Origin of the sequence: Serinicoccus sp. CUA-874 (assembly GCF_001942225.1) — a bacterium.
Taxonomy (GTDB): Bacteria; Actinomycetota; Actinomycetes; order Actinomycetales; family Dermatophilaceae; genus Ornithinicoccus; species Ornithinicoccus marinus.
Genome location: NZ_MKJZ01000001.1, coordinates 50,794 through 68,351, shown reverse-complemented (window position 1 = coordinate 68,351; position 17,558 = coordinate 50,794). Strand labels below are relative to the sequence as shown.

General features: G+C 72.5%; 17 protein-coding genes and 2 pseudogenes. 6 read left to right on the top strand and 13 right to left on the bottom strand.

Features of this window, described 5'->3' with window-relative positions:
- Positions 1 to 2 precede the first annotated feature (2 nt).
- The 3 genes from pheA to BJF80_RS19145 are packed head-to-tail and all read right to left on the bottom strand — an operon-like array spanning position 3 to position 2,438.
- Complete coding sequence (gene pheA / locus BJF80_RS00325) at positions 3 to 911, bottom strand: prephenate dehydratase (RefSeq protein WP_022924419.1); 909 nt, start codon at positions 909 to 911, stop codon at positions 3 to 5.
- A 28-nt stretch (positions 912 to 939) separates the two neighbouring features.
- Positions 940 to 2,259: a sugar transferase gene (locus tag BJF80_RS00320; protein WP_202817118.1), complete on the bottom strand. Its 1,320-nt coding sequence runs from the start codon at positions 2,257 to 2,259 to the stop codon at positions 940 to 942.
- Positions 2,256 to 2,438, bottom strand: coding sequence for a hypothetical protein (locus BJF80_RS19145; RefSeq protein WP_202817117.1), 183 nt, complete (start codon positions 2,436 to 2,438; stop codon positions 2,256 to 2,258). The genes BJF80_RS00320 and BJF80_RS19145 overlap by 4 nt, the downstream gene beginning before the upstream one ends.
- Positions 2,439 to 2,688: 250 nt before the next feature.
- Between BJF80_RS19145 and BJF80_RS00315 the strand changes: the two genes are divergently transcribed.
- The gene (locus tag BJF80_RS00315; RefSeq protein WP_075810781.1) at positions 2,689 to 3,090 is read left to right on the top strand and encodes a S24 family peptidase; all 402 of its coding nucleotides are present in this window, start codon (positions 2,689 to 2,691) and stop codon (positions 3,088 to 3,090) included.
- On the opposite strand, the gene BJF80_RS00310 is transcribed toward BJF80_RS00315, so the two are convergent.
- From BJF80_RS00310 to BJF80_RS00295, 4 genes and pseudogenes are all read right to left on the bottom strand, one after another.
- Entirely contained in the window at positions 3,056 to 3,625 is a 570-nt protein-coding gene (locus tag BJF80_RS00310) for an arsenate reductase/protein-tyrosine-phosphatase family protein (protein WP_066637798.1), read from the bottom strand. The genes BJF80_RS00315 and BJF80_RS00310 overlap by 35 nt on opposite strands.
- Entirely contained in the window at positions 3,622 to 4,119 is a 498-nt protein-coding gene (tsaE, locus tag BJF80_RS00305) for a tRNA (adenosine(37)-N6)-threonylcarbamoyltransferase complex ATPase subunit type 1 TsaE (protein WP_075810780.1), read from the bottom strand. The genes BJF80_RS00310 and tsaE overlap by 4 nt, the downstream gene beginning before the upstream one ends.
- Positions 4,116 to 5,281, bottom strand: a pseudogene (gene alr, locus BJF80_RS00300) (alanine racemase). Before alr ends, tsaE begins: the two are co-directional and overlap by 4 nt.
- Positions 5,278 to 6,453, bottom strand: coding sequence for a 3-isopropylmalate dehydrogenase (locus tag BJF80_RS00295; RefSeq protein ID WP_083673368.1), 1,176 nt, complete (start codon positions 6,451 to 6,453; stop codon positions 5,278 to 5,280). Before BJF80_RS00295 ends, alr begins: the two are co-directional and overlap by 4 nt.
- Positions 6,454 to 6,496: 43 nt before the next feature.
- Here BJF80_RS00295 and leuC point away from each other — a divergent pair, with 43 nt between their 5' ends.
- The 4 genes from leuC (at position 6,497) to leuA (ending at position 11,734) form a co-directional block, all read left to right on the top strand.
- Positions 6,497 to 7,933, top strand: a complete 1,437-nt coding sequence (gene leuC / locus BJF80_RS00290; RefSeq protein WP_075810778.1) for a 3-isopropylmalate dehydratase large subunit — start codon at positions 6,497 to 6,499, stop codon at positions 7,931 to 7,933.
- The gene (gene leuD / locus BJF80_RS00285; RefSeq protein WP_075810777.1) at positions 7,933 to 8,532 is read left to right on the top strand and encodes a 3-isopropylmalate dehydratase small subunit; all 600 of its coding nucleotides are present in this window, start codon (positions 7,933 to 7,935) and stop codon (positions 8,530 to 8,532) included. The genes leuC and leuD overlap by 1 nt, the downstream gene beginning before the upstream one ends.
- Before the next feature lie 309 nt (positions 8,533 to 8,841).
- Positions 8,842 to 9,855, top strand: coding sequence for a TerC family protein (locus BJF80_RS00280; protein WP_075810776.1), 1,014 nt, complete (start codon positions 8,842 to 8,844; stop codon positions 9,853 to 9,855).
- Between the two features lie 196 nt (positions 9,856 to 10,051).
- The gene (gene leuA, locus BJF80_RS00275; protein WP_075810810.1) at positions 10,052 to 11,734 is read left to right on the top strand and encodes a 2-isopropylmalate synthase; all 1,683 of its coding nucleotides are present in this window, start codon (positions 10,052 to 10,054) and stop codon (positions 11,732 to 11,734) included.
- A gap of 130 nt (positions 11,735 to 11,864) precedes the next feature.
- On the opposite strand, the gene BJF80_RS00270 is transcribed toward leuA, so the two are convergent.
- The 3 genes and pseudogenes from BJF80_RS00270 to BJF80_RS00260 all read right to left on the bottom strand — a co-directional run bounded on the left by BJF80_RS00270 (position 11,865) and on the right by BJF80_RS00260 (position 13,233).
- Entirely contained in the window at positions 11,865 to 12,323 is a 459-nt protein-coding gene (locus tag BJF80_RS00270) for a VOC family protein (RefSeq protein WP_075810775.1), read from the bottom strand.
- Positions 12,324 to 12,344: 21 nt separating this feature from the next.
- A complete protein-coding gene (locus BJF80_RS00265; protein WP_075810774.1) occupies positions 12,345 to 12,614 on the bottom strand; it encodes a hypothetical protein in 270 nt (89 codons plus the stop codon).
- Positions 12,611 to 13,233 (bottom strand): annotated as a pseudogene (locus BJF80_RS00260) (superoxide dismutase). Before BJF80_RS00260 ends, BJF80_RS00265 begins: the two are co-directional and overlap by 4 nt.
- Before the next feature lie 86 nt (positions 13,234 to 13,319).
- On the opposite strand from BJF80_RS00260, the gene BJF80_RS00255 reads away from it, so the two are divergent.
- Positions 13,320 to 13,757 (top strand): Fur family transcriptional regulator, encoded by a 438-nt coding sequence (locus BJF80_RS00255; RefSeq protein ID WP_075810773.1) that lies wholly within the window; start codon positions 13,320 to 13,322, stop codon positions 13,755 to 13,757.
- Here BJF80_RS00255 and BJF80_RS00250 read toward each other — a convergent pair.
- Genes BJF80_RS00250 through glmS form a run of 3 tightly spaced genes read right to left on the bottom strand, consistent with a single transcriptional unit; the run spans position 13,754 to position 17,519 of the window.
- Positions 13,754 to 15,247: a bifunctional ADP-dependent NAD(P)H-hydrate dehydratase/NAD(P)H-hydrate epimerase gene (locus BJF80_RS00250; RefSeq protein ID WP_075810772.1), complete on the bottom strand. Its 1,494-nt coding sequence runs from the start codon at positions 15,245 to 15,247 to the stop codon at positions 13,754 to 13,756. The two genes, BJF80_RS00255 and BJF80_RS00250, sit on opposite strands and share 4 nt — an antisense overlap.
- A 1-nt stretch (position 15,248) precedes the next feature.
- Entirely contained in the window at positions 15,249 to 15,632 is a 384-nt protein-coding gene (locus tag BJF80_RS00245; protein WP_143553916.1) for a holo-ACP synthase, read from the bottom strand.
- Positions 15,633 to 15,659: 27 nt separating this feature from the next.
- Positions 15,660 to 17,519 carry a glutamine--fructose-6-phosphate transaminase (isomerizing) gene (gene glmS, locus BJF80_RS00240; protein WP_075810770.1) on the bottom strand — a complete coding sequence of 620 codons (1,860 nt, stop codon included), beginning with the start codon at positions 17,517 to 17,519 and terminating at the stop codon, positions 15,660 to 15,662.
- Between the last annotated feature and the right edge of the window lie 39 nt (positions 17,520 to 17,558).

Here is a 17,558-nt window from a genome sequence, read left to right as displayed (position 1 = left end):
GGTCACAGGCTCTCGAGCCACTCCCGCGCCTCGCGGTACGCCTGCTCGTCCGCGTGCAAGGGCACCGCGGGCAGCCGGCCGTCTGCGCGGGGGTAGGAGCCGAGGAAGCGCACGTCCCGGCACGTGCGCCGCAGCCCCAGCAGCGCCTCGCTCATCCGTGCCTCGGACAGGTGCGCGTCGGCGTCGATCCAGAAGCAGTACTCCCCCAGGCCCTCACCGGTCGGGCGGGACTCCAGCCGGGTCAGGTCGATCCCCCGGACGGCGAACTGCTCCAGCAGCTCGAGGAGCGCGCCCGGCCGGTTCTGCCAGATGAGGGCGACGAGGGTGGTGCGGTCCGCCCCGGTCGGCGGGGGCACCGGTGCGTCACGGCGCAGCAGGACGAACCGGGTCAGGGCGCCGTCCCGGTCGGCGATCCGCCGGGCGAGGGGGGTGAGCCCGTAGGCCGCCCCTGCCTCGGGCGAGGCGATCGCGGCGTCGTAGCGCCCCTCGGCCACCGCCTGCGCGGCGCGCGCGGTCGAGGACTCCTGGACGAGCTCGGCCCGCGGCAGGTGCTGCGCCAACCAGTCCCTGGTCTGGGCCGCCGCGTGCGGGTGCGTGGCCACGACGTCGACCTGGCCGAGGGTGGTGCTGCCGCGGGCCAGGAGGTCGAACTGCACCTCGACGAGGATCTCCTCGCAGATCCGCACCCGGGCGTCCTCGAGGAGGGCCTGGAGGGTGGCGGGCACGGACCCCTCCACCGAGTTCTCGAAGGGGACCACCGCCGCCTCGGCGTCGCCCTCGCGCAGCGCGGCGATCGCGGCCGGAACGGTGGGCGCCGGCCACGCCTCGTGAGCTCGACCGACGTCCCACTGGCGCACGGCCTGCTCGGTGAAGGTGCCGGCCGGGCCGAGATAGGCGACGCGGGATCTCACCCAGGCACCCTAGCCGAGGCGGGCTCGCTCAGTAGGCGCCGCTCTCGGAGCCGAGCACGACCCGCGCGGTGCGCCACATGATCATGCCGTCGAGGAGAGGGCTCCAGTTCTCCACGTAGTAGAGGTCGAGGCGCACCGCCTCCTCCCAGGAGAGGTCGCTGCGGCCGCTGATCTGCCACAGGCCGGTCATGCCGGGCCGCACCAGCAGACGGCGGTGCGTGTCACGGGCATACTCGGCGACCTCGCGCGGCAGCGGCGGACGGGGTCCGACCAGGCTCATCTCGCCGCGCAGCACGTTGAGCAGCTGGGGCAGCTCGTCCAGAGAGTAGCGCCGGATGAAGGCGCCCACGCGGGTGACCCGCGGGTCGCGCTGCATCTTGAACATCGGGCCGGCGCCCTCGTTGGAGTCTCTCAGCTCGGCGAGCCGGGCCTCGGCGTCCATGACCATGCTGCGGAACTTGAACATCGAGAAGCTGCGACCGTCCTGGCCGATGCGCTCCTGACGGAAGAGCACCGGGCCGCGGTCCTCGAGCTTGACCGCCAGCGCCACGGCGAGCATGACCGGCAGCAGGACCAGCGTGACCGCCAGGGCCATGAGCCGGTCCATGACGTTCTTGAGCACCCGCTCGGGACCGACGAAGCGCGGGGCCTCGACGTGGATGAGCGGCAGGCCCTGCACCGGGCGGGTGAGCACGCGGGGACCGGCGACGTCCATGATGCCGGGGGCGACGACGAGGTCGATGTCGGTGGACTCCAGCGCCCACCCGAGCTGGCGCAGCCCGGTGGTCCCGAGGCCGGCCGAGGAGGAGACCGCCACGACGTCGACGTGGTGGTCCAGGGCCTGGAGCAGCACGTCCGACTCCGGGCCGAGCACCGGCACGCCCTGCACCGTGCCCTCGGCGTCGTCGACACAGGCGCCCAGGACGTTGTAGCCGGCGTCCGGGCTGCGGCGCAGCGCGGTGACGAGCCCGGCGACGTGGTTCGCGTCACCGACGAGGATGACGCGGTCGGACAGCTGGCCGCTCTTGCGACGGGCCACCAGCCAGCGCCGGGCGCCCCAGCGGCCGGCGAGCAGCATCAACGTCCCCAGCGGGAAGGCCACGATCACGAAGCCACGGGCGATCTCGAGCCGGAAGGCGAAGCCGACGATGGCGACGGCGGCGAAGACCCAGGTGGAGGCGGCGAAGACCTGGCGGTACTCCTGCACCCCGTGGCCCACGGTGCGGCCGTCGTAGGCCCGCTGGACGTGGAGGGCGAGCACCCAGACGAGCACCAGGGTGAAGGCGATGTAGCCGTAGCCGATGCCGGAGACCCGCTGCATGGACTCGTCCAGCCCGAAGCGGGTCACGTAGCGGCCAGGACCGCCACGGTGATGAGCACGAGGTCGAGCACCTTGAGGGTGCTGAGGTAGGGCGCGAGGTAGCGCCGGGCACGGTGCGGCGTCTTGCGACCGCCGCTCGGTCGGTCCACCATCCCCTGGAGCGAGTCCGGGATGACGAAGGGGTAGCTGGCGTCGACTGTTCTCATCGACGTCCCCGACGCCTCACGTGCTGCGGTGCCTGCGATCACGGTCACGGCAATTCCCATCCTGTCCCTGCGGTATGCGGCCGATCCCCTATCAGCCTGACCTTACTAAATCTTTACCTACCTCACAGTAAAGCACCCACCCACGATGGCGTCTACCCCACACGCAGAAAATGTCCGCTCCTTGGACATCTCGTGCTCATCCCATCGTCGACCCGATGTCACCCCTGGGTCGCTCGCTACCCTACCGCGTGTGAGTGACACGTGGGGACACCCCGGCGCGGTGGGGGTGGCGCGCGTGACCGGATCCTCGATGCTGCCGATCCTGGCGCCCGGTGACCGGTTGCTGGTCCGCCACGGTGGCCGGCCGCGTCCTGGCTCCGTCGTCGTGGTCCGACTGCCGCCGGACCACGCCGGCAGGCCCCGGCCCCTGGCGGTCAAGCGGCTGGCGGGCATCCGTCACGACGGAGCGCTCTGGGTGCTCTCCGACGGGCACGGCACCGACTCCCGCGAGCTGGGGCACCTCGAACCGCAGGCCCTCGTCGCCGTCGCGCTGCTCCGGCTGCCCCGCCGACGCCCGCGCCGCTGGCCCCGGCTGCTGCGCCCGGAACCCTCCCGGCTCAGCGGGCGAGACCGCGGGCGAGGAGCGGCCTGAGCTCCACCACCTGGGCCCGGAGCCGGTCGTAGACCGCGTCCGGCTGCCGGTAGGGATCGACCAGACCTTCGCCGGCCGGGCGGGTCGCGGCGCCCCGGGCGGCCCGGGCCGCCGTGCACAGCTCGGCCAGAGCCGTGGCCGGCTCCTCCCACGTCGGGAGGTCCTCGTCCGGCACGGCCGCGACCAGCCCGGCGAACTCCTGCGCGGTGAAGGTCCGCCGCAGCGCACGGGGGTCCAGCTGGACGACCTGCGAGCGGTGCGTCGGCGTCGCGGCGAGGACGAGAGCGGCGTCGGACACCAGCTCGGCGGTGAGCCGCCGGGCCACGAACCCGGTCGGGTCGCCACCCAGCCCGACAAGGATCTCGGCCGACCGCTCGTCCATGGGCGCGCCGACGAGCGCCCCGGTCCCGGCGGAGCGGACGGCGACGCGTCCGGGTCCGTGCGCGCCGTCGACGTCGCGCTGGAGCATCCGCTCCAGCAGCGGGGAGCGGCACACGTTGCCGGTGCATACCGTGAGGATCGTCGGTGCGCTCATCGCTCCTGCCCCACCTCGGCGAGTCCGTCGGCCCAGCGCTCCCCCACCCCGCGCAGCACCGCGACGCGCTCCTGCTCCTCCTCGTCCTCGCTCCCGGAGCGCTGCAGCAGCACCTCGAGCCGCTGCGCGGCCAGGCTCTCGGCCAGCCCCTCCCCCCACTCGACCACCGTCACCGACTCCTCCAGCGAGGCGTCCAGGTCGAGGTCGTCCAGCTCGGCGCCGCCGGAGAGCCGGTAGGCGTCGACGTGCACGAGGTCCGGCCCCCCGGTCACCGACGGGTGCACCCGGGCGATGACGAAGGTCGGCGAGGTGATCGGGCCCCGGACGCCCAGACCCTCGGCCAGCCCCTGGGTGAAGGTCGTCTTCCCCGCCCCGAGGTCGCCGGTGAGCACCACCAGGTCGCCCTCGCGGAGCACCGCGCCCAGCTCGCGCCCGAGGTCCCGGGTGTCCTGCGCCGTCGGCAGCGTCCACCGCCGTTCGTGCTCCGGGGTCATCTGGCGATCGCCCCGACGTGCTCGCGCGGCACCCTGGACCCCAGACGGCTGACGATCTCGTAGCTGATGGTCCCCGCGGCGTCGGCCCACTCCTGCGCGGTGGGCTCCCCGTCGTCTCCCGGACCGAACAGCACCACCTCCTCGCCGTCGTCGACGTCCAGGTCGCCGACGTCCACGACGAACTGGTCCATGCACACGCGGCCGGAGACGGAGAACCGTTGCCCGCGCACCTGGACCGGACCGGCACCGGAGGCGTGACGGGGTATGCCGTCGGCATACCCGATCGGGACGTCGAGGACGGTGGTCTCGCGCGACGGGGCGTAGGCGTGCCCGTAGGAGATCCCCTGGCCGGCGGGCAGCCGCTTGGCGAGCACGGAGCGCGCGACGACCCGCATCGCCGGCCGGAGCCCGAAGTCCTGCGCCGAGCCCACCTCGGGCACCGGCGTCAGCCCGTAGACGGCGAGGCCGGGGCGCACCATGTCCCAGGCGGCCTCCGGGGTGGTCAGGGTCGCCGCGGAGTTGCTCAGGTGCCGGACCTCGAGGCGCAGCCCCGCCTCCTCCGCCACGGCGACGGCCCGGGCGAAGGTCTCCTGCTGCCCCCGGACCGTGGGGTGGGAGGGCGCGTCGGCGTGCGCGAAGTGGCTGAAGACACCGCGCACCCGCAGCACGCCCTCTGCCTGGAGCGCAGCGGCGTGCGCCACCAGGTCGGACCAGTCCGTGTCCGGGCCCGACCGGAGCGGCAGGGCATAGGCGCCGTTGCGCCCCAGGCCGGTGTCGGCCTTGAGCTGGACGACGGCCACCCGGTCCTGCTCCCGGGCCGCCGCTGCCACGGCGTCCAGCGTCCAGCGGGCCGAGGCGGCGACCTCCACACCCTCACGGACCAGCGGGCCCAGATCGGTCCCCGGTGCGGTGAGCCAGCACAGCACGGGCGCCTCCACCCCGGCGGCGCGCAGCGCCAGGGCCTCGTAGGGCTGGGCGACGCCCAGCGCCGCCGCGCCCCCGGCCAGCGCCGCCCGGCGCTCGGGACCAGCCCGTGGCCGTAGGCGTCGGCCTTGACGACGGCCATGACCTCCGCCGAGCCCGCGCGCTCCCGCAGGACCCCCACGTTGTGCGCGATGGCGTCCAGGTCGATGGTCGCCCGGGCGGGGTAGAGGTCGTTCACGCAGTCCTCACCCGGGCCAGCTGGCCCATGAGGCTGCCCGGGACCGGGCTCGTGCTCCCCTCGGCGACCGCTGCGGCGATCCGCGCACCGAGCTCTCCGGTGCTCGCGCCCATCGCCTCCCCGGCCAGCGCCGGCAGCTTCCCCAGCACGGCGGCGGTGGCGCCCTCCACCGTGGCGGCGGCCTCGCCCTCGCCGAGCTCGCCCAGCAGGAGCGCGAGCGAGAGGCAGGCGCCTGCCGGGTTGGCCCAGCCCCGACCGGCGATGTCCGGCGCCGACCCGTGGATGGGCTCGAACATGCTCGTGCCGGTCCCCTCCAGGTTGAGGTTGCCGCTGGCGGCGACCCCCAGGCCGCCCTGTACGACCGCGCCCAGGTCGGTGACGATGTCGCCGAAGAGGTTGTCGGTGACGACGACGTCGAAGCGCTCGGGGCTCACCGGCAGGTGCATGCACATCGCGTCGACGTGGACGTAGTCGGTCTCCACGTCGGGGAAGCGCTGCCCGACCTCCTCCATGACGTCGAGCCACAGCGACCCGGCCTCGACCAGCACGTTGGTCTTGTGGCACAGCGTGAGCCGCCCGCGCCGCACCGAGGCCAGCCGGTAGGCGAACTCGACGGCGCGCTCGACGGCATACCAGGTGTTGACCGACTCCTGCACCGCGGTGCGGGCCGGGGTGCCGCGGTGCACGGTGCTGCCCTGCGCGACGTAGGCGCCCTCGGTGTTCTCCCGCACGATGACCAGGTCGCAGCGCTGCGGCTCCAGACCGGCGATCGGGGTCGGGACGCCGGGGTAGAGCCGGACCGGGCGCAGGTTGACCGCCTGCCGCATGGCTCCGCGCAGCGCGAGGATGATCCCCCGCTCGAGGATTCCCGGACGCACCTTCGGGCTGCCGATCGCGCCGAAGAGGATGGCGTCGTGCTCGCGCAGCTGCGCGACCGTGTCCTCGGTGAGCAGCTCGCCGGTCTCGAGGTAGTGCTCGGCGCCCAGGGGGACGACGGTGCGCTCGGTCGTGAAACCGAAACGCTGCTGCGCGGCGTCGAGGACCTCCAGCGCGGCGGCGGTCACCTCCGGGCCGACACCGTCTCCCGGCAGGACGGCGAGGGAATGGGAGCGGGTGGGCACAGACGACCTCCGTGACGTCACGTCAACGACTGGGCTTACAGTTGAGCGCATTGTCTCTCACCCGCCACCACGGCGACATGGAAGGGGTCGGACCGTGTCCGAACGAGCTGGACGGACCCTGGCCGAGAAGCTCTGGGAGCAGCACGTGGTGCGCTCCGTCGAGGGCGAGCCGGACCTGCTCTACATCGACCTGCACCTCGTGCACGAGGTGACGAGCCCGCAGGCCTTCGACGGGCTGCGCGAGAAGGGCCGCCCGGTCCGGCGCCCGGACCTCACGCTGGCGACCGAGGACCACAACGTCCCCACCACGCTCGGCCCGGTGACGGACCTGACCTCCCGCACGCAGCTCGACGCGCTCCGCACCAACTGCGAGGAGTTCGGCATCGTGCACCACGAGCGGGGCCGGCTGGGGCAGGGCATCGTGCACGTCATCGGCCCCGAGCTGGGGCTGACGCAACCCGGGATGACCATCGTGTGCGGGGACAGCCACACCTCGACGCACGGCGCCTTCGGGGCGCTCGCCTTCGGCATCGGGACCTCGGAGGTGGAGCACGTGCTGGCCACCCAGACGCTGCCGCTGCGGCCGTTCCGCACGATGGCGATCACGGTCGAGGGCTCGCTGCCCGACGGCGTGGGCGCCAAAGACATCATCCTCGCGGTCATCAACCGGATCGGCACCGGTGGCGGGCAGGGCTACGTGCTGGAGTACCGCGGACCGGCGATCGAGGCCTTGTCGATGGAGGGCCGGATGACCATCTGCAACATGTCGATCGAGGCGGGGGCCCGGGCCGGCATGATCGCCCCGGACCAGACGACCTTCGACTACGTGCAGGGTCGCCCGCACGCACCGACCGGGGCCGACTGGGACGCCGCGGTGGAGGCCTGGCGCGCGCTGCGCACCGACGACGACGCGGTCTTCGACGCCGAGGTCGTCATCGACGGCAGCAGCCTGAGCCCCTACGTCACCTGGGGCACCAACCCGGCGCAGTCGGTGCAGCTCGGTCAGGCGGTGCCGGACCCGGCCGACGCCGGTGACGAGGACGCCCAGGACACCGCGCGCCGGGCCCTGGCCTACATGGGGCTGGAGGCCGGGACACCCATGCGGGAGATCGCCGTGGACGCGGTCTTCCTCGGCTCGTGCACCAACGGGCGGATCGAGGACCTCCGGCTGGCTGCCGACGTCCTGCGGGGCCGCACCGTCGCTCCCGGGGTGCGGGTGCTCGTCGTGCCGGGGTCGCACGCGGTGCGGCAGCAGGCCGAGGCCGAGGGGCTGGACCAGGTCTTCGTCGACGCGGGGGCCGAGTGGCGGCTCGCCGGGTGCTCCATGTGCCTCGGCATGAACCCCGACCAGCTCTCCCCGGAGGAACGCTGCGCCTCGACCTCCAACCGCAACTTCGAGGGTCGTCAGGGAGCACGCGGGCGGACCCATCTCGTGTCGCCCGCGGTCGCGGCGGCCACCGCCGTCCGCGGCACGCTCTCCGGCCCGGCCGACCTGAGCCCTGCCGGCACGACCCAGGGAGCACTGGTCTGATGGAGCCGTTCACCACGCATACGGGGATCGGCGTGCCGCTGCGGCGCTCCGACGTCGACACCGACCAGATCATCCCCGCGCACTGGCTCAAGCAGGTCTCGCGCACCGGCTTCGAGGAGGGCCTCTTCTCGCGCTGGCGCGAGGACCCCGACTTCGTCCTCAACCAGCCGACCTACGGCGCGGGCAGCGTCCTGGTCGCCGGTCCCAACTTCGGCACCGGGTCCAGCCGCGAGCACGCCGTGTGGGCGCTGCAGCAGTACGGCTTCCGCGCGGTGCTCTCCAGCCGGTTCGCCGACATCTTCCGCGGCAACTCGGGCAAGCAGGGCCTGCTCACGGCGCAGCTGGACCAGGGCGACATCGAGCTCATCTGGAAGCAGCTCGAGGCCGAGCCCGGCACCCAGATCACCGTCGACCTGCCGGGCCGCGGCGTCGTCTGCGGCGACATCACCGCGCCCTTCCAGGTGGACGACTACGTCGCGTGGCGGCTGGAGAACGGCCTGGACGACATCTCCCTGACCCTGGGCCACGAGGACGACATCGCGGCGTTCGAGCGCGGCCGTCCCTCCTGGAAGCCGACGGTCACCTACGCCGTGGACTGACCCCGAGCGGCGGGGGCACCTTCTCGGCAGGCGGCGCACGGCAGGGGCGCCGTCGCGGCGCGCGGCAGGGACAGGCGGCATACGGCAGGGGCGCCGTCGCGGCGCGCGGCAGGGACAGGCGGCATACGGCAGACGAGGCGCCACGTTGACACCCGGCCCCGGCCGTTCCTATCGTTGCCCCTTCGAGGGGAGTATTTCCCGAACGTCGCGTCGGCCACTACGCGGGGCCCGAGCCCCGCTCGGCGCGCGCCTGGTGCCAGGGTGAAAGAGACCTCGATCCGCGCGTCGTGATCGAGAGGACCCTTCGTGATGTTCTTGCCCCTGGCCCCGGCCGAGACCACCTCCACCAGCAGCATCGCCGACCCGGTGCTGTGGGCCATCACCTTCGGCGGGGTGGTCCTGCTGCTGGCCTTCGACATGGTCCTGACCCGGCGGCCGCACGCGGTGTCGATGAAGGAGGCGCTGGCCTGGTCGGTCTTCTACCTCGCGCTGCCGCTGCTCTTCGGGCTCTGGATCTGGCAGCGTTTCGGCAGCCAGACCGGGCTGGAGTACTACACCGGTTACCTCGTCGAGAAGTCGCTGTCGGTCGACAACCTCTTCGTCTTCATCCTCATCCTGAGCGCCTTCGCCGTGCCCCGCGAGCTGCAGCAGCGGGTGCTGCTCATCGGCATCATCGGCGCGCTGGTCCTGCGCGGCATCTTCATCGCCCTGGGCGCAGCCCTCATCGCCAACTTCGCCGTCACCTTCCTCGTCTTCGGTCTCATCCTGCTGGCGACCGCCTGGAAGGTGCTCAAGGACGCCCGGACGGACAGCCACGTGGAGGTGGCCAAGCTGCCTGCCGTCCGCCTCACCCGTCGCTTCTTCGCCGTCACCGACGACTACCGGGGCACCCGCTTCACCGTGCGGGAGGGCGGCCGCCGGGCGCTCACCCCCTTCGCGCTGGTCGCCCTGGCGATCCTCGGCACCGACGTCGTCTTCGCCGTCGACTCCGTGCCCGCGGTCTACGGCATCACCGGTGACCCCTACCTGGTCTTCGCCACCAACGCCTTCGCCCTGCTCGGCCTGCGCGCCCTCTACTTCGTGCTCGAGGGGGCGCTGGGGCAGCTGCGCCACCTGGGCTACGGCCTGTCGCTCATCCTGGCCTTCATCGGCGTCAAGCTCGTGCTGCACTGGGCGCACGGCGTCTGGGAGGGCGTGCCGACCGTCCCCACCCTGGCCTCGCTGCTGGTCATCGTCGGCATCCTCGCGGTCACCGTCCTCACCAGCGTGGTCGCGGAGCGGCGCGACGCGCGGTCCCGGGTTGACGCGACGTCATCGTCATGAGCTAGAGTCGCAGGCGATGACTCACCTGCTCCTCCTCGGCTGCCGCAGCGAGACCTCCTAGGTCCGGCCCTCGCTGCGGAGTCGCTGCTGCCACGGACACCAGCCCACCAGCCCCCAGCGAGGAGATCCTCTCGTGAGCGTCATCACCACCGACACCTCTGCGGTGCATCACCCCAACCCCCAGCAGCCCAGCGGCATGCCGATCGACCGGTATGCCCCCTTCCCGGCGGTCGACCTGCCGGACCGCACCTGGCCGAGCCGCACCATCACCGAGGCACCACGGTGGTGCGCGGTCGACCTGCGTGACGGCAACCAGGCGCTCATCGACCCGATGACCCCGGACCGGAAGCGCCGCATGTTCGAGCTGCTCGTGCGCATGGGCTACAAGGAGATCGAGGTCGGTTTCCCGGCCGCCAGCCAGACCGACTTCGACTTCGTCCGCATGCTCATCGAGGAGGACCTGATCCCCGACGACGTGGTGATCCAGGTCCTGACCCAGGCCCGGGAGCACCTCATCGAGCGCACCTACGAGGCCATCGCCGGCGCCCGGCAGGCCATCGTCCACCTCTACAACTCGACGTCCACGCTGCAGCGGCGGGTCGTCTTCGGCGCGAGCGAGGACGAGATCGTCGACATCGCCGTGCGCGGTGCGCGCGCCTGCAAGAAGTACGAGGAGCAGCTGCCTCCGGGCACGGACGTCTTCTACGAGTACTCCCCCGAGTCCTACACCGGCACCGAGCTGGAGTTCGCCGCCCGCGTCTGCAACGCGGTGATGGAGGTCTTCGTCCCGACGGCGCAGACCCCGGTCATCATCAACCTGCCGGCGACGGTGGAGATGGCCACGCCCAACGTGTACGCCGACTCCATCGAGTGGATGAGCCGCCACCTGGACCACCGGGAGCACGTGATCCTGTCGCTGCACCCCCACAACGACCGTGGGACCGGCGTGGCCGCTGCCGAGCTGGGATACCTGGCGGGCGCCGACCGGATCGAGGGCTGCCTGTTCGGCAACGGTGAGCGCACCGGCAACGTCTGCCTGGTGACCCTGGGTATGAACCTGTTCAGCCAGGGCGTCGACCCGATGATCGACTTCTCCGACATCGACGAGATCCGGCGCACCGTGGAGCACTGCAACCAGCTGCCCGTGCCCGAGCGGCACCCCTACGGCGGCGACCTCGTCTTCACCGCCTTCTCCGGCAGCCACCAGGACGCGATCAAGAAGGGCCTGGAGGCGATGGAGCGGGACGCCTCCGCCGCTGGTGCCGAGGTCGACGCGTTCCGGTGGGAGGTGCCCTACCTGCCCGTCGACCCCAAGGACATCGGGCGCACCTACGAGGCCGTGATCCGGGTCAACAGCCAGTCCGGCAAGGGTGGCGTGGCCTACGTCATGAAGACCGAGCGCAAGCTCGACCTGCCCCGGCGCCTGCAGATCGAGTTCAGCCAGGCGGTCCAGCGGCACACCGACACCGAGGGCGGGGAGATGACCCCCACGCAGATCTGGGAGTCCTTCCAGCACGAATACCTCGAGCAGGACGGGCCGATCGTCCTGCACGACTTCACCAGCTCGCACGTGGAGGGTGACGCCGACGACGTCCGGCTCGAGGCGAGCGTCACGGTCGACGGCCAGGACCGGCAGATCTCCGGGCACGGCAACGGCCCCATCTCGGCCTTCGTGGACGGCATGAACGCCCTGGGCCACGACATCCGGGTGCTCGACTACGCCGAGCACGCCCTCTCCGCCGGGGAGGACGCGCTCGCCGCCGCCTACGTCGAGTGCGCTGTCGGCGGCGAGGTGAGGTGGGGCGTGGGCATCAACTCCTCCACCGTGCGGGCCTCGCTGCACGCGGTCTGCAGCGCCCTCAACCGCCCGCAGCCCTGACCCGCCCGAATTCGACCTCTGGTTCGTGCGCCATGGCGCATAAACCAGAGGTCGAATTCCGGTGGTGGCGTCGGATCGCCCCGGCGCGTCCGCCTGGCCGCGTCGGTCGGGCCGCGTCGGTCGAGCCGCGTCAGCCCCGGCCGTCGCCGAGGATGGTCCGGCCGTCCCCGGTGACGGTCCAGAAGGGGTTGTGGGCGATCTCCCAGACGTGACCGTCCGGGTCGGTGAAGACGCCCGAGTAGCCGCCCCAGAAGCGGGTGCTGGGCGCGCGCAGCACCTCGGCGCCCGCCGCCTCGGCGTCCTTCATCTGGTCGTCGACGTCCGCGGTCGTGGGCAGGTTGACCCCGAGGACCTTGCCGCCCCAGGCGTCGCCGCTGCCGGGGGTGTCGTCGGTGTCGGAGTCGATGTCGATCCCCGAGTCGACGGCGAGCGCGGCCCGCTCCCAGAGGGCGACGACCATGCCGCCGGCCTGGAAGAAGGCGATGTGCTCGGGCGAGGGCCCGGGCGTCCAGCCCAGGGCCTGGTAGAACGATCGGGCACGCTCGAGGTCGCTCACACCCAGGGTCACGAGGGACAGACGCTGATCCATACGGTCAACCTAGCAAGCAGGTCAGCCCGACCCTCCTCCGGCAACCGCGCTCTCCAGGTCCACCGTGAGGCGACGGACGCACTGCTGGTAGTCCTCCCCTGTCAGGTGGCTGAGCAGCCCGACGGCGACGTCGGCCAGCAGCATCGCGCCGCCGGCGAGGGCCTTCGCGTCGGTCTCCCGGAGCAGCAGGGCGAGGTCCTCCTCGGCCTCCTGCCCGCGGCGGCGTGCCGCCAGCAGTCCCGCCACCTGCTGCGCGTCGTGGACCAGGGGAAGGAGGTCGCGCTCGGTCATGGCGTGATGAGGCCCGCCGTGCTCGTGCGCGCCGCGTCGAACCTGCGCTGCACGTCGGCCCAGTCCACGACGTTCCACCAGGCCTTCACGTAGTCCGCCTTGACGTTGCGGTACTGCAGGTAGAAGGCGTGCTCCCACATGTCGAGCATGAGCAGCGGGACCATGCCCATCGCCAGGTTGCCCTGCTGGTCGTAGAGCTGGACCAGGACCAACCGCTGGCCGAGGCTGTCCCACGCCAGGATGGACCACCCCGAGCCCTGGATGGACGTCGCCGTCGCGGTGAACTGCCCGCGGAAGGCGTCGAAGGAGCCGAAGGCGTCGTCGATGGCGGCGGCGATGTCGCCCTCCGGCTTGTCACCGCCGTCCGGGGAGAGGTTCTGCCAGAAGACCGAGTGGTTGACGTGCCCGCCGAGGTTGAAGGCGAGGTTCTTGGCGAGCAGGCCGATCGTCGCGAAGTCGTCCTTCTCGCGGGCCTCGGCCATCTTCTCCAGGGCCGTGTTGGCCCCGTCGACGTAGGCTGGTGGTGCTTGGAGTGGTGCAGCTCCATGATCTCCCCGGCGATGTGCGGGTCGAGCGCGCCGTAGTCGTAGTCGAGGTCGGGGAGGGTGTAGTCGGCCATGCCTGCTCCTTGGTGTCGTGTGGTTCCTCGACCTTAATGCGAACGACTCGCATCTGGCGACCGGAGGCGTCGGGCACACTGGGGGTATGCGCGAGGAGGAGCTGGTGGACCGGGCCCGCACCATGGTGCGCGGCGGCGGCGGCCGCCTCACCCGACCGCGCGAGCACATCCTGCGGACCCTGGCCCGGCTCGGCGGTCACCCGACGGCCGGTCAGATCCACGCGGCCCTGGGCGAGGAGGACGCACCGCACCTCTCGACGACGTACCGGACCCTGGAGAGCCTGTGCGCGGCCGGGGTGCTGAGCCACGTCCACGTCGACCACGGCGAACCCACCTTCCACTTCTCGGCCGCCGTGTCCGGCCGCCCGCACGTCCACGCGGCGTGCTCCGGATGCGGCAGCGTCGTCGACCTGCCGACCGAGGTCGTGGCGCCGGTCGCGGACTACCTGCGCGACAACGGTTACGAACCGCACCTCGGGCATACCGCGCTGTCGGTGACCTGCCCGGAGTGCGCGCGGGACTAGCCGGTCAGCAGCGCGGCGACGGCGGGCCCGACCGCACGGGCCACCGAGAGGGCGCGGACCGGGCCACCGGGGTTGGCCCGGTGCGCTGCGAACCCGTGGACGAGGGCGGCGAGCGCCCCGGCGTCCCGCGGCTCCACCCCGGCCGCCATGAGCGCTCCGCACAGCCCGGCGAGGACGTCGCCCGCGCCCGCGGTCGCCAGCCAGTGCGGCCCGTCCGCCTGGGTGCGCACCGGCACCCGGGGGTCGGGGTCGGCGATGACGGTCACGGCTCCCTTGAGCAGCACGACGGCACCGGTCGAGCGGGCGGCGCGCCGGGCGTGCCGGACCGGGTCGGCCTCGACGTCCTCGCGCGAGACCTCCTCCTCGCGCAGCTCGCTGAGCAGGCTCGCGAGCTCGCCGGCGTGCGGCGTCAGCAGCGTCGGCGCCTCGCAGCGCAGGTGACCGGTGCGCTGCCAGTGGCCGAGCAGCTGCAGCGCGCCGGCGTCGACCACGAGCGGGACCTCGCTGGCCAGCGCCTGGCGGAACCACTGGATCTGGCGCCGGTCGGAGGTCTCCCCGTCGGTCACCGGCACGCCCGAGCCCATGACCATCGCCTGGATCCGGCCCCGGCCGGGGACCACCTCGGGGCAGGCGGCCAGGACGAGGCCCTCCGGACGCTCCGGCCCGAGGTAGCGCACCATGCCCACCCCGGCCTCCAGCGCCGAGGTCGTGCAGAGCACTGCGGCCCCGGGGAACTCCTCGCTGCCGGCGATGACGCCGAGCACCCCGCGCCGGTACTTGTCGTCGCCGGCCGCCGGGACCGGCCACAGGCCCGCGACGTCGGCGTGCTCCACCCGCTCGACCACCGGCGCGGCCCCCACCTCGAGCCCGATGTCGACCAGCGTCACCTCGCCGACCACCGGCGCGGTCGCCGGCAGCAGGTGGACCGGCTTGCGCACCCCGAAGGTCACCGTCTCGTCGGCGACCACGCAGTGCTCCGGGGCGGCGACACCGTCGGGGTCGGCGCCGCTGGGCAGGTCGACGGCGATGACGTATGCCGTCCTCGGCACCGCCTCGGCGGTGGCCCGCATCATGCCGCTCAGCCCCGGGCGTCCCCCGATGCCGAGCAGGCCGTCGACGACGACCTCCGCAGAGTCGATCAGCTCGCGCACCGCCGCCGGCAGCTCCTCACCGTCGGGCTCCGTATCGTGGATGGTCACCCCGGCCGAGCGCACCGCCTCCTCGCCGCCGGCGTGCAGTTGCGGCGCGAGCGCCACGACCTCCACGTCGTGCTCGCCGGCGAGCATCGCGCCCGCGTGCAGGGCGTCGCCGCCGTTGCTGCCCGGCCCGGCCAGCACCACGACCCGGCGCGCCCCGCGCTCCTCGCAGCGGGCGCGCACGACATCGGCCAGACCCCGGGCGGCGCGGCGCATCAGCTCGCCGTCGGGCGTCTCCTCGAGCAGCCGGGCCTCGGCCTCCCGGACGTCGGACACGGCATACGCCTGGAGCATGTCAGCCTCCTGTGGGGGTGGGGCCGGGGTCGGCCTCGGCGATCACCACGGCCGAGGCGACTCCGGCGTCGTGCGAGAGCGAGACGTGCAGGCGGGTGACGCCGAGCTGGTCCGCCCGGGCGCGGACCGTGCCCTCGGTGCGCAGGTGGGGGCGGCCGGCCTCGTCGCGCTCCACCCACGCGTCGGTCCAGCGCAGCCCCACCGGGGCACCCAGCGCCTTGGCCAGCGCCTCCTTGGCGGCGAAGCGGGCCGCCATCGACTCGGGGCGCAGGCCCAGCTCCTGGGCTGTGAAGAGCCGTTCACCGAGCCGGGCGTTGGCGTCCAGCCGCGCGGTGAAGCGCGCGATGTCGACGACGTCGATCCCGACGCGACGATCACCGGGCACCACCGGTCCGCACGCCCACGACCCCGCCTACTCGACGGTGACCGACTTGGCCAGGTTGCGCGGCTGGTCGACGTCCAGGCCCTTGGCGGTCGACAGGTGCAGCGCGAAGACCTGCAGCGGGACGACGGTGAGCAGCGGCGCCAGCAGCGGCGAGGTCCGCGGCACCCGGATGACCTCGTCGGCGAAGGGCACGACGTCGTCGTCGCCCTCCTCGGCGATGACCAGGGTGCGCGCACCGCGGGCGCGGATCTCCTGGATGTTGGAGACGACCTTGCCGTGCAGCCCGTGCTCGCTGTCCGGGGAGGGCACGACCACGAAGACCGGCTGACCGGGCTCGATGAGGGCGATCGGCCCGTGCTTGAGCTCCCCGGCGGCGAAGCCCTCGGCGTGGATGTAGGCGAGCTCCTTGAGCTTGAGCGCCCCCTCCATCGCGATGGGGTAGCCGACGTGCCGGCCGAGGAAGAGCACCGACCGGGAGTCGGCCATGAAGTAGGCGATCTCCTCGACCCGGTCCATGGTGCCCAGCAGCTGCTCGATCTTGTCCGGGATGCCCTGCAGCTCGGCCATGATCTCCGCGGCGCTGCGGCCGTAGGACTCGCCGCGCAGCGAGGTGAGGAAGAGCCCGAGCACGTAGGAGGCGGTGATCTGGGCCAGGAAGGCCTTGGTCGAGGCGACCGCGATCTCCGGACCGGCGTGGGTGTAGAGGACGGCGTCGGACTCCCGCGGGATCGTCGAGCCGTGGGTGTTGCAGATCGAGACCGTCTTGGCGCCCAGCTCCTTGGCGTGCCGGACCGCCATGAGGGTGTCCATCGTCTCACCCGACTGGGAGATCGACACGACCAGCGTGCGCGCGTCGATGACCGGGTCGCGGTAGCGGAACTCGTGGGCGAGCTCGACCTCGACGGGGATGCGGGTCCACCGCTCGATGGCGTACTTCGCGACCATGCCGGCGTAGGACGCGGTGCCGCAGGCCACGATGACGATCTTGTCGACGGCGCGGAGCTCCTCCACCGGGATGTGCAGCTCGTCGAGCATGAGGTTGCCCTCGGCATCGGTGCGCCCGAGCAGGGTGTCACCCACCGCGTGCGGCTGCTCGTGGATCTCCTTCTCCATGAAGGTCTCGTAGCCGCCCTTCTCCGCGGCGGCGGCGTCCCAGGTGACCTCGTAGGCCTTGCCCTCGCTGGGCGAGCCGTCGAAGTTGACGACCGAGCAGGAGTCCGGGGTGATCGTGACGATCTGGTCCTGTCCCAGCTCCAGCGCCTGCCGGGTGTGCCCGATGAAGGCGGCCACGTCGGACCCCAGGTAGTTCTCGCCCTCCCCGAGCCCGACGACGAGCGGGCTGTTGCGGCGGGCCCCGACGACGACGTCCGGCTGGTCGGCATGGACCGCCAGCAGGGTGAAGGCGCCCTCGAGCGTGCCGACGACCTCGCGCATGGCCTCGGTGAGGTCGACGGACCCCGCGAAGGCGCGGTCGAGCAGGTGCGCGACGACCTCGGTGTCCGTCTCGGAGGAGAAGTCGACCCCGTCGGCGAGCAGCGACTGCTTCAGCGCGTGGAAGTTCTCGATGATCCCGTTGTGGACGAGCGCCAGCTTGCTGCCGGACCCCCCTCGGTGCGGGTGGGCGTTGGCGTCGGTCGGGCCCCCGTGGGTGGCCCACCGGGTATGCCCGATCGCGGTCGCGGTCTCCGGGAGCGGCGCCTCGACCAGGGCCTGGCTCAGGTTGGTCAGCTTGCCGGCCCGCTTGCGCGTGCCCACACCGCCCTGCTCGACCACGGCGACACCGGCCGAGTCGTAGCCGCGGTACTCCAGCCGCCCGAGTCCCTCCATGACGACGTCGAGGGCCTTCTCGCTGGTCCGAGGACCCACATATCCGACGATTCCGCACATGGGGGCAAGCCTACGTGTCCGCCCCCGCCCCCACGGCAT

Bases quoted from the DNA above. Each gene is read 5' to 3' on its own strand.
- BJF80_RS00295 (WP_083673368.1), bottom strand. From the start codon at position 6,453: ATGCGCTCAACTGTAAGCCCAGTCGTTGACGTGACGTCACGGAGGTCG.
- leuA (WP_075810810.1), top strand. From the start codon at position 10,052: ATGCCGATCGACCGGTATGCCCCCTTCCCGGCGGTCGACCTGCCGGAC.
- glmS (WP_075810770.1), bottom strand. From the start codon at position 17,519: ATGTGCGGAATCGTCGGATATGTGGGTCCTCGGACCAGCGAGAAGGCC.
- BJF80_RS00255 (WP_075810773.1), top strand. From the start codon at position 13,320: ATGCGCGAGGAGGAGCTGGTGGACCGGGCCCGCACCATGGTGCGCGGC.
- BJF80_RS00270 (WP_075810775.1), bottom strand. From the start codon at position 12,323: ATGGATCAGCGTCTGTCCCTCGTGACCCTGGGTGTGAGCGACCTCGAG.
- tsaE (WP_075810780.1), bottom strand. From the start codon at position 4,119: ATGACCCCGGAGCACGAACGGCGGTGGACGCTGCCGACGGCGCAGGAC.
- leuD (WP_075810777.1), top strand. From the start codon at position 7,933: ATGGAGCCGTTCACCACGCATACGGGGATCGGCGTGCCGCTGCGGCGC.
- BJF80_RS19145 (WP_202817117.1), bottom strand. From the start codon at position 2,438: ATGAGAACAGTCGACGCCAGCTACCCCTTCGTCATCCCGGACTCGCTC.
- BJF80_RS00265 (WP_075810774.1), bottom strand. From the start codon at position 12,614: ATGACCGAGCGCGACCTCCTTCCCCTGGTCCACGACGCGCAGCAGGTG.
- BJF80_RS00310 (WP_066637798.1), bottom strand. From the start codon at position 3,625: ATGAGCGCACCGACGATCCTCACGGTATGCACCGGCAACGTGTGCCGC.
- BJF80_RS00250 (WP_075810772.1), bottom strand. From the start codon at position 15,247: ATGCTCCAGGCGTATGCCGTGTCCGACGTCCGGGAGGCCGAGGCCCGG.
- BJF80_RS00280 (WP_075810776.1), top strand. From the start codon at position 8,842: ATGTTCTTGCCCCTGGCCCCGGCCGAGACCACCTCCACCAGCAGCATC.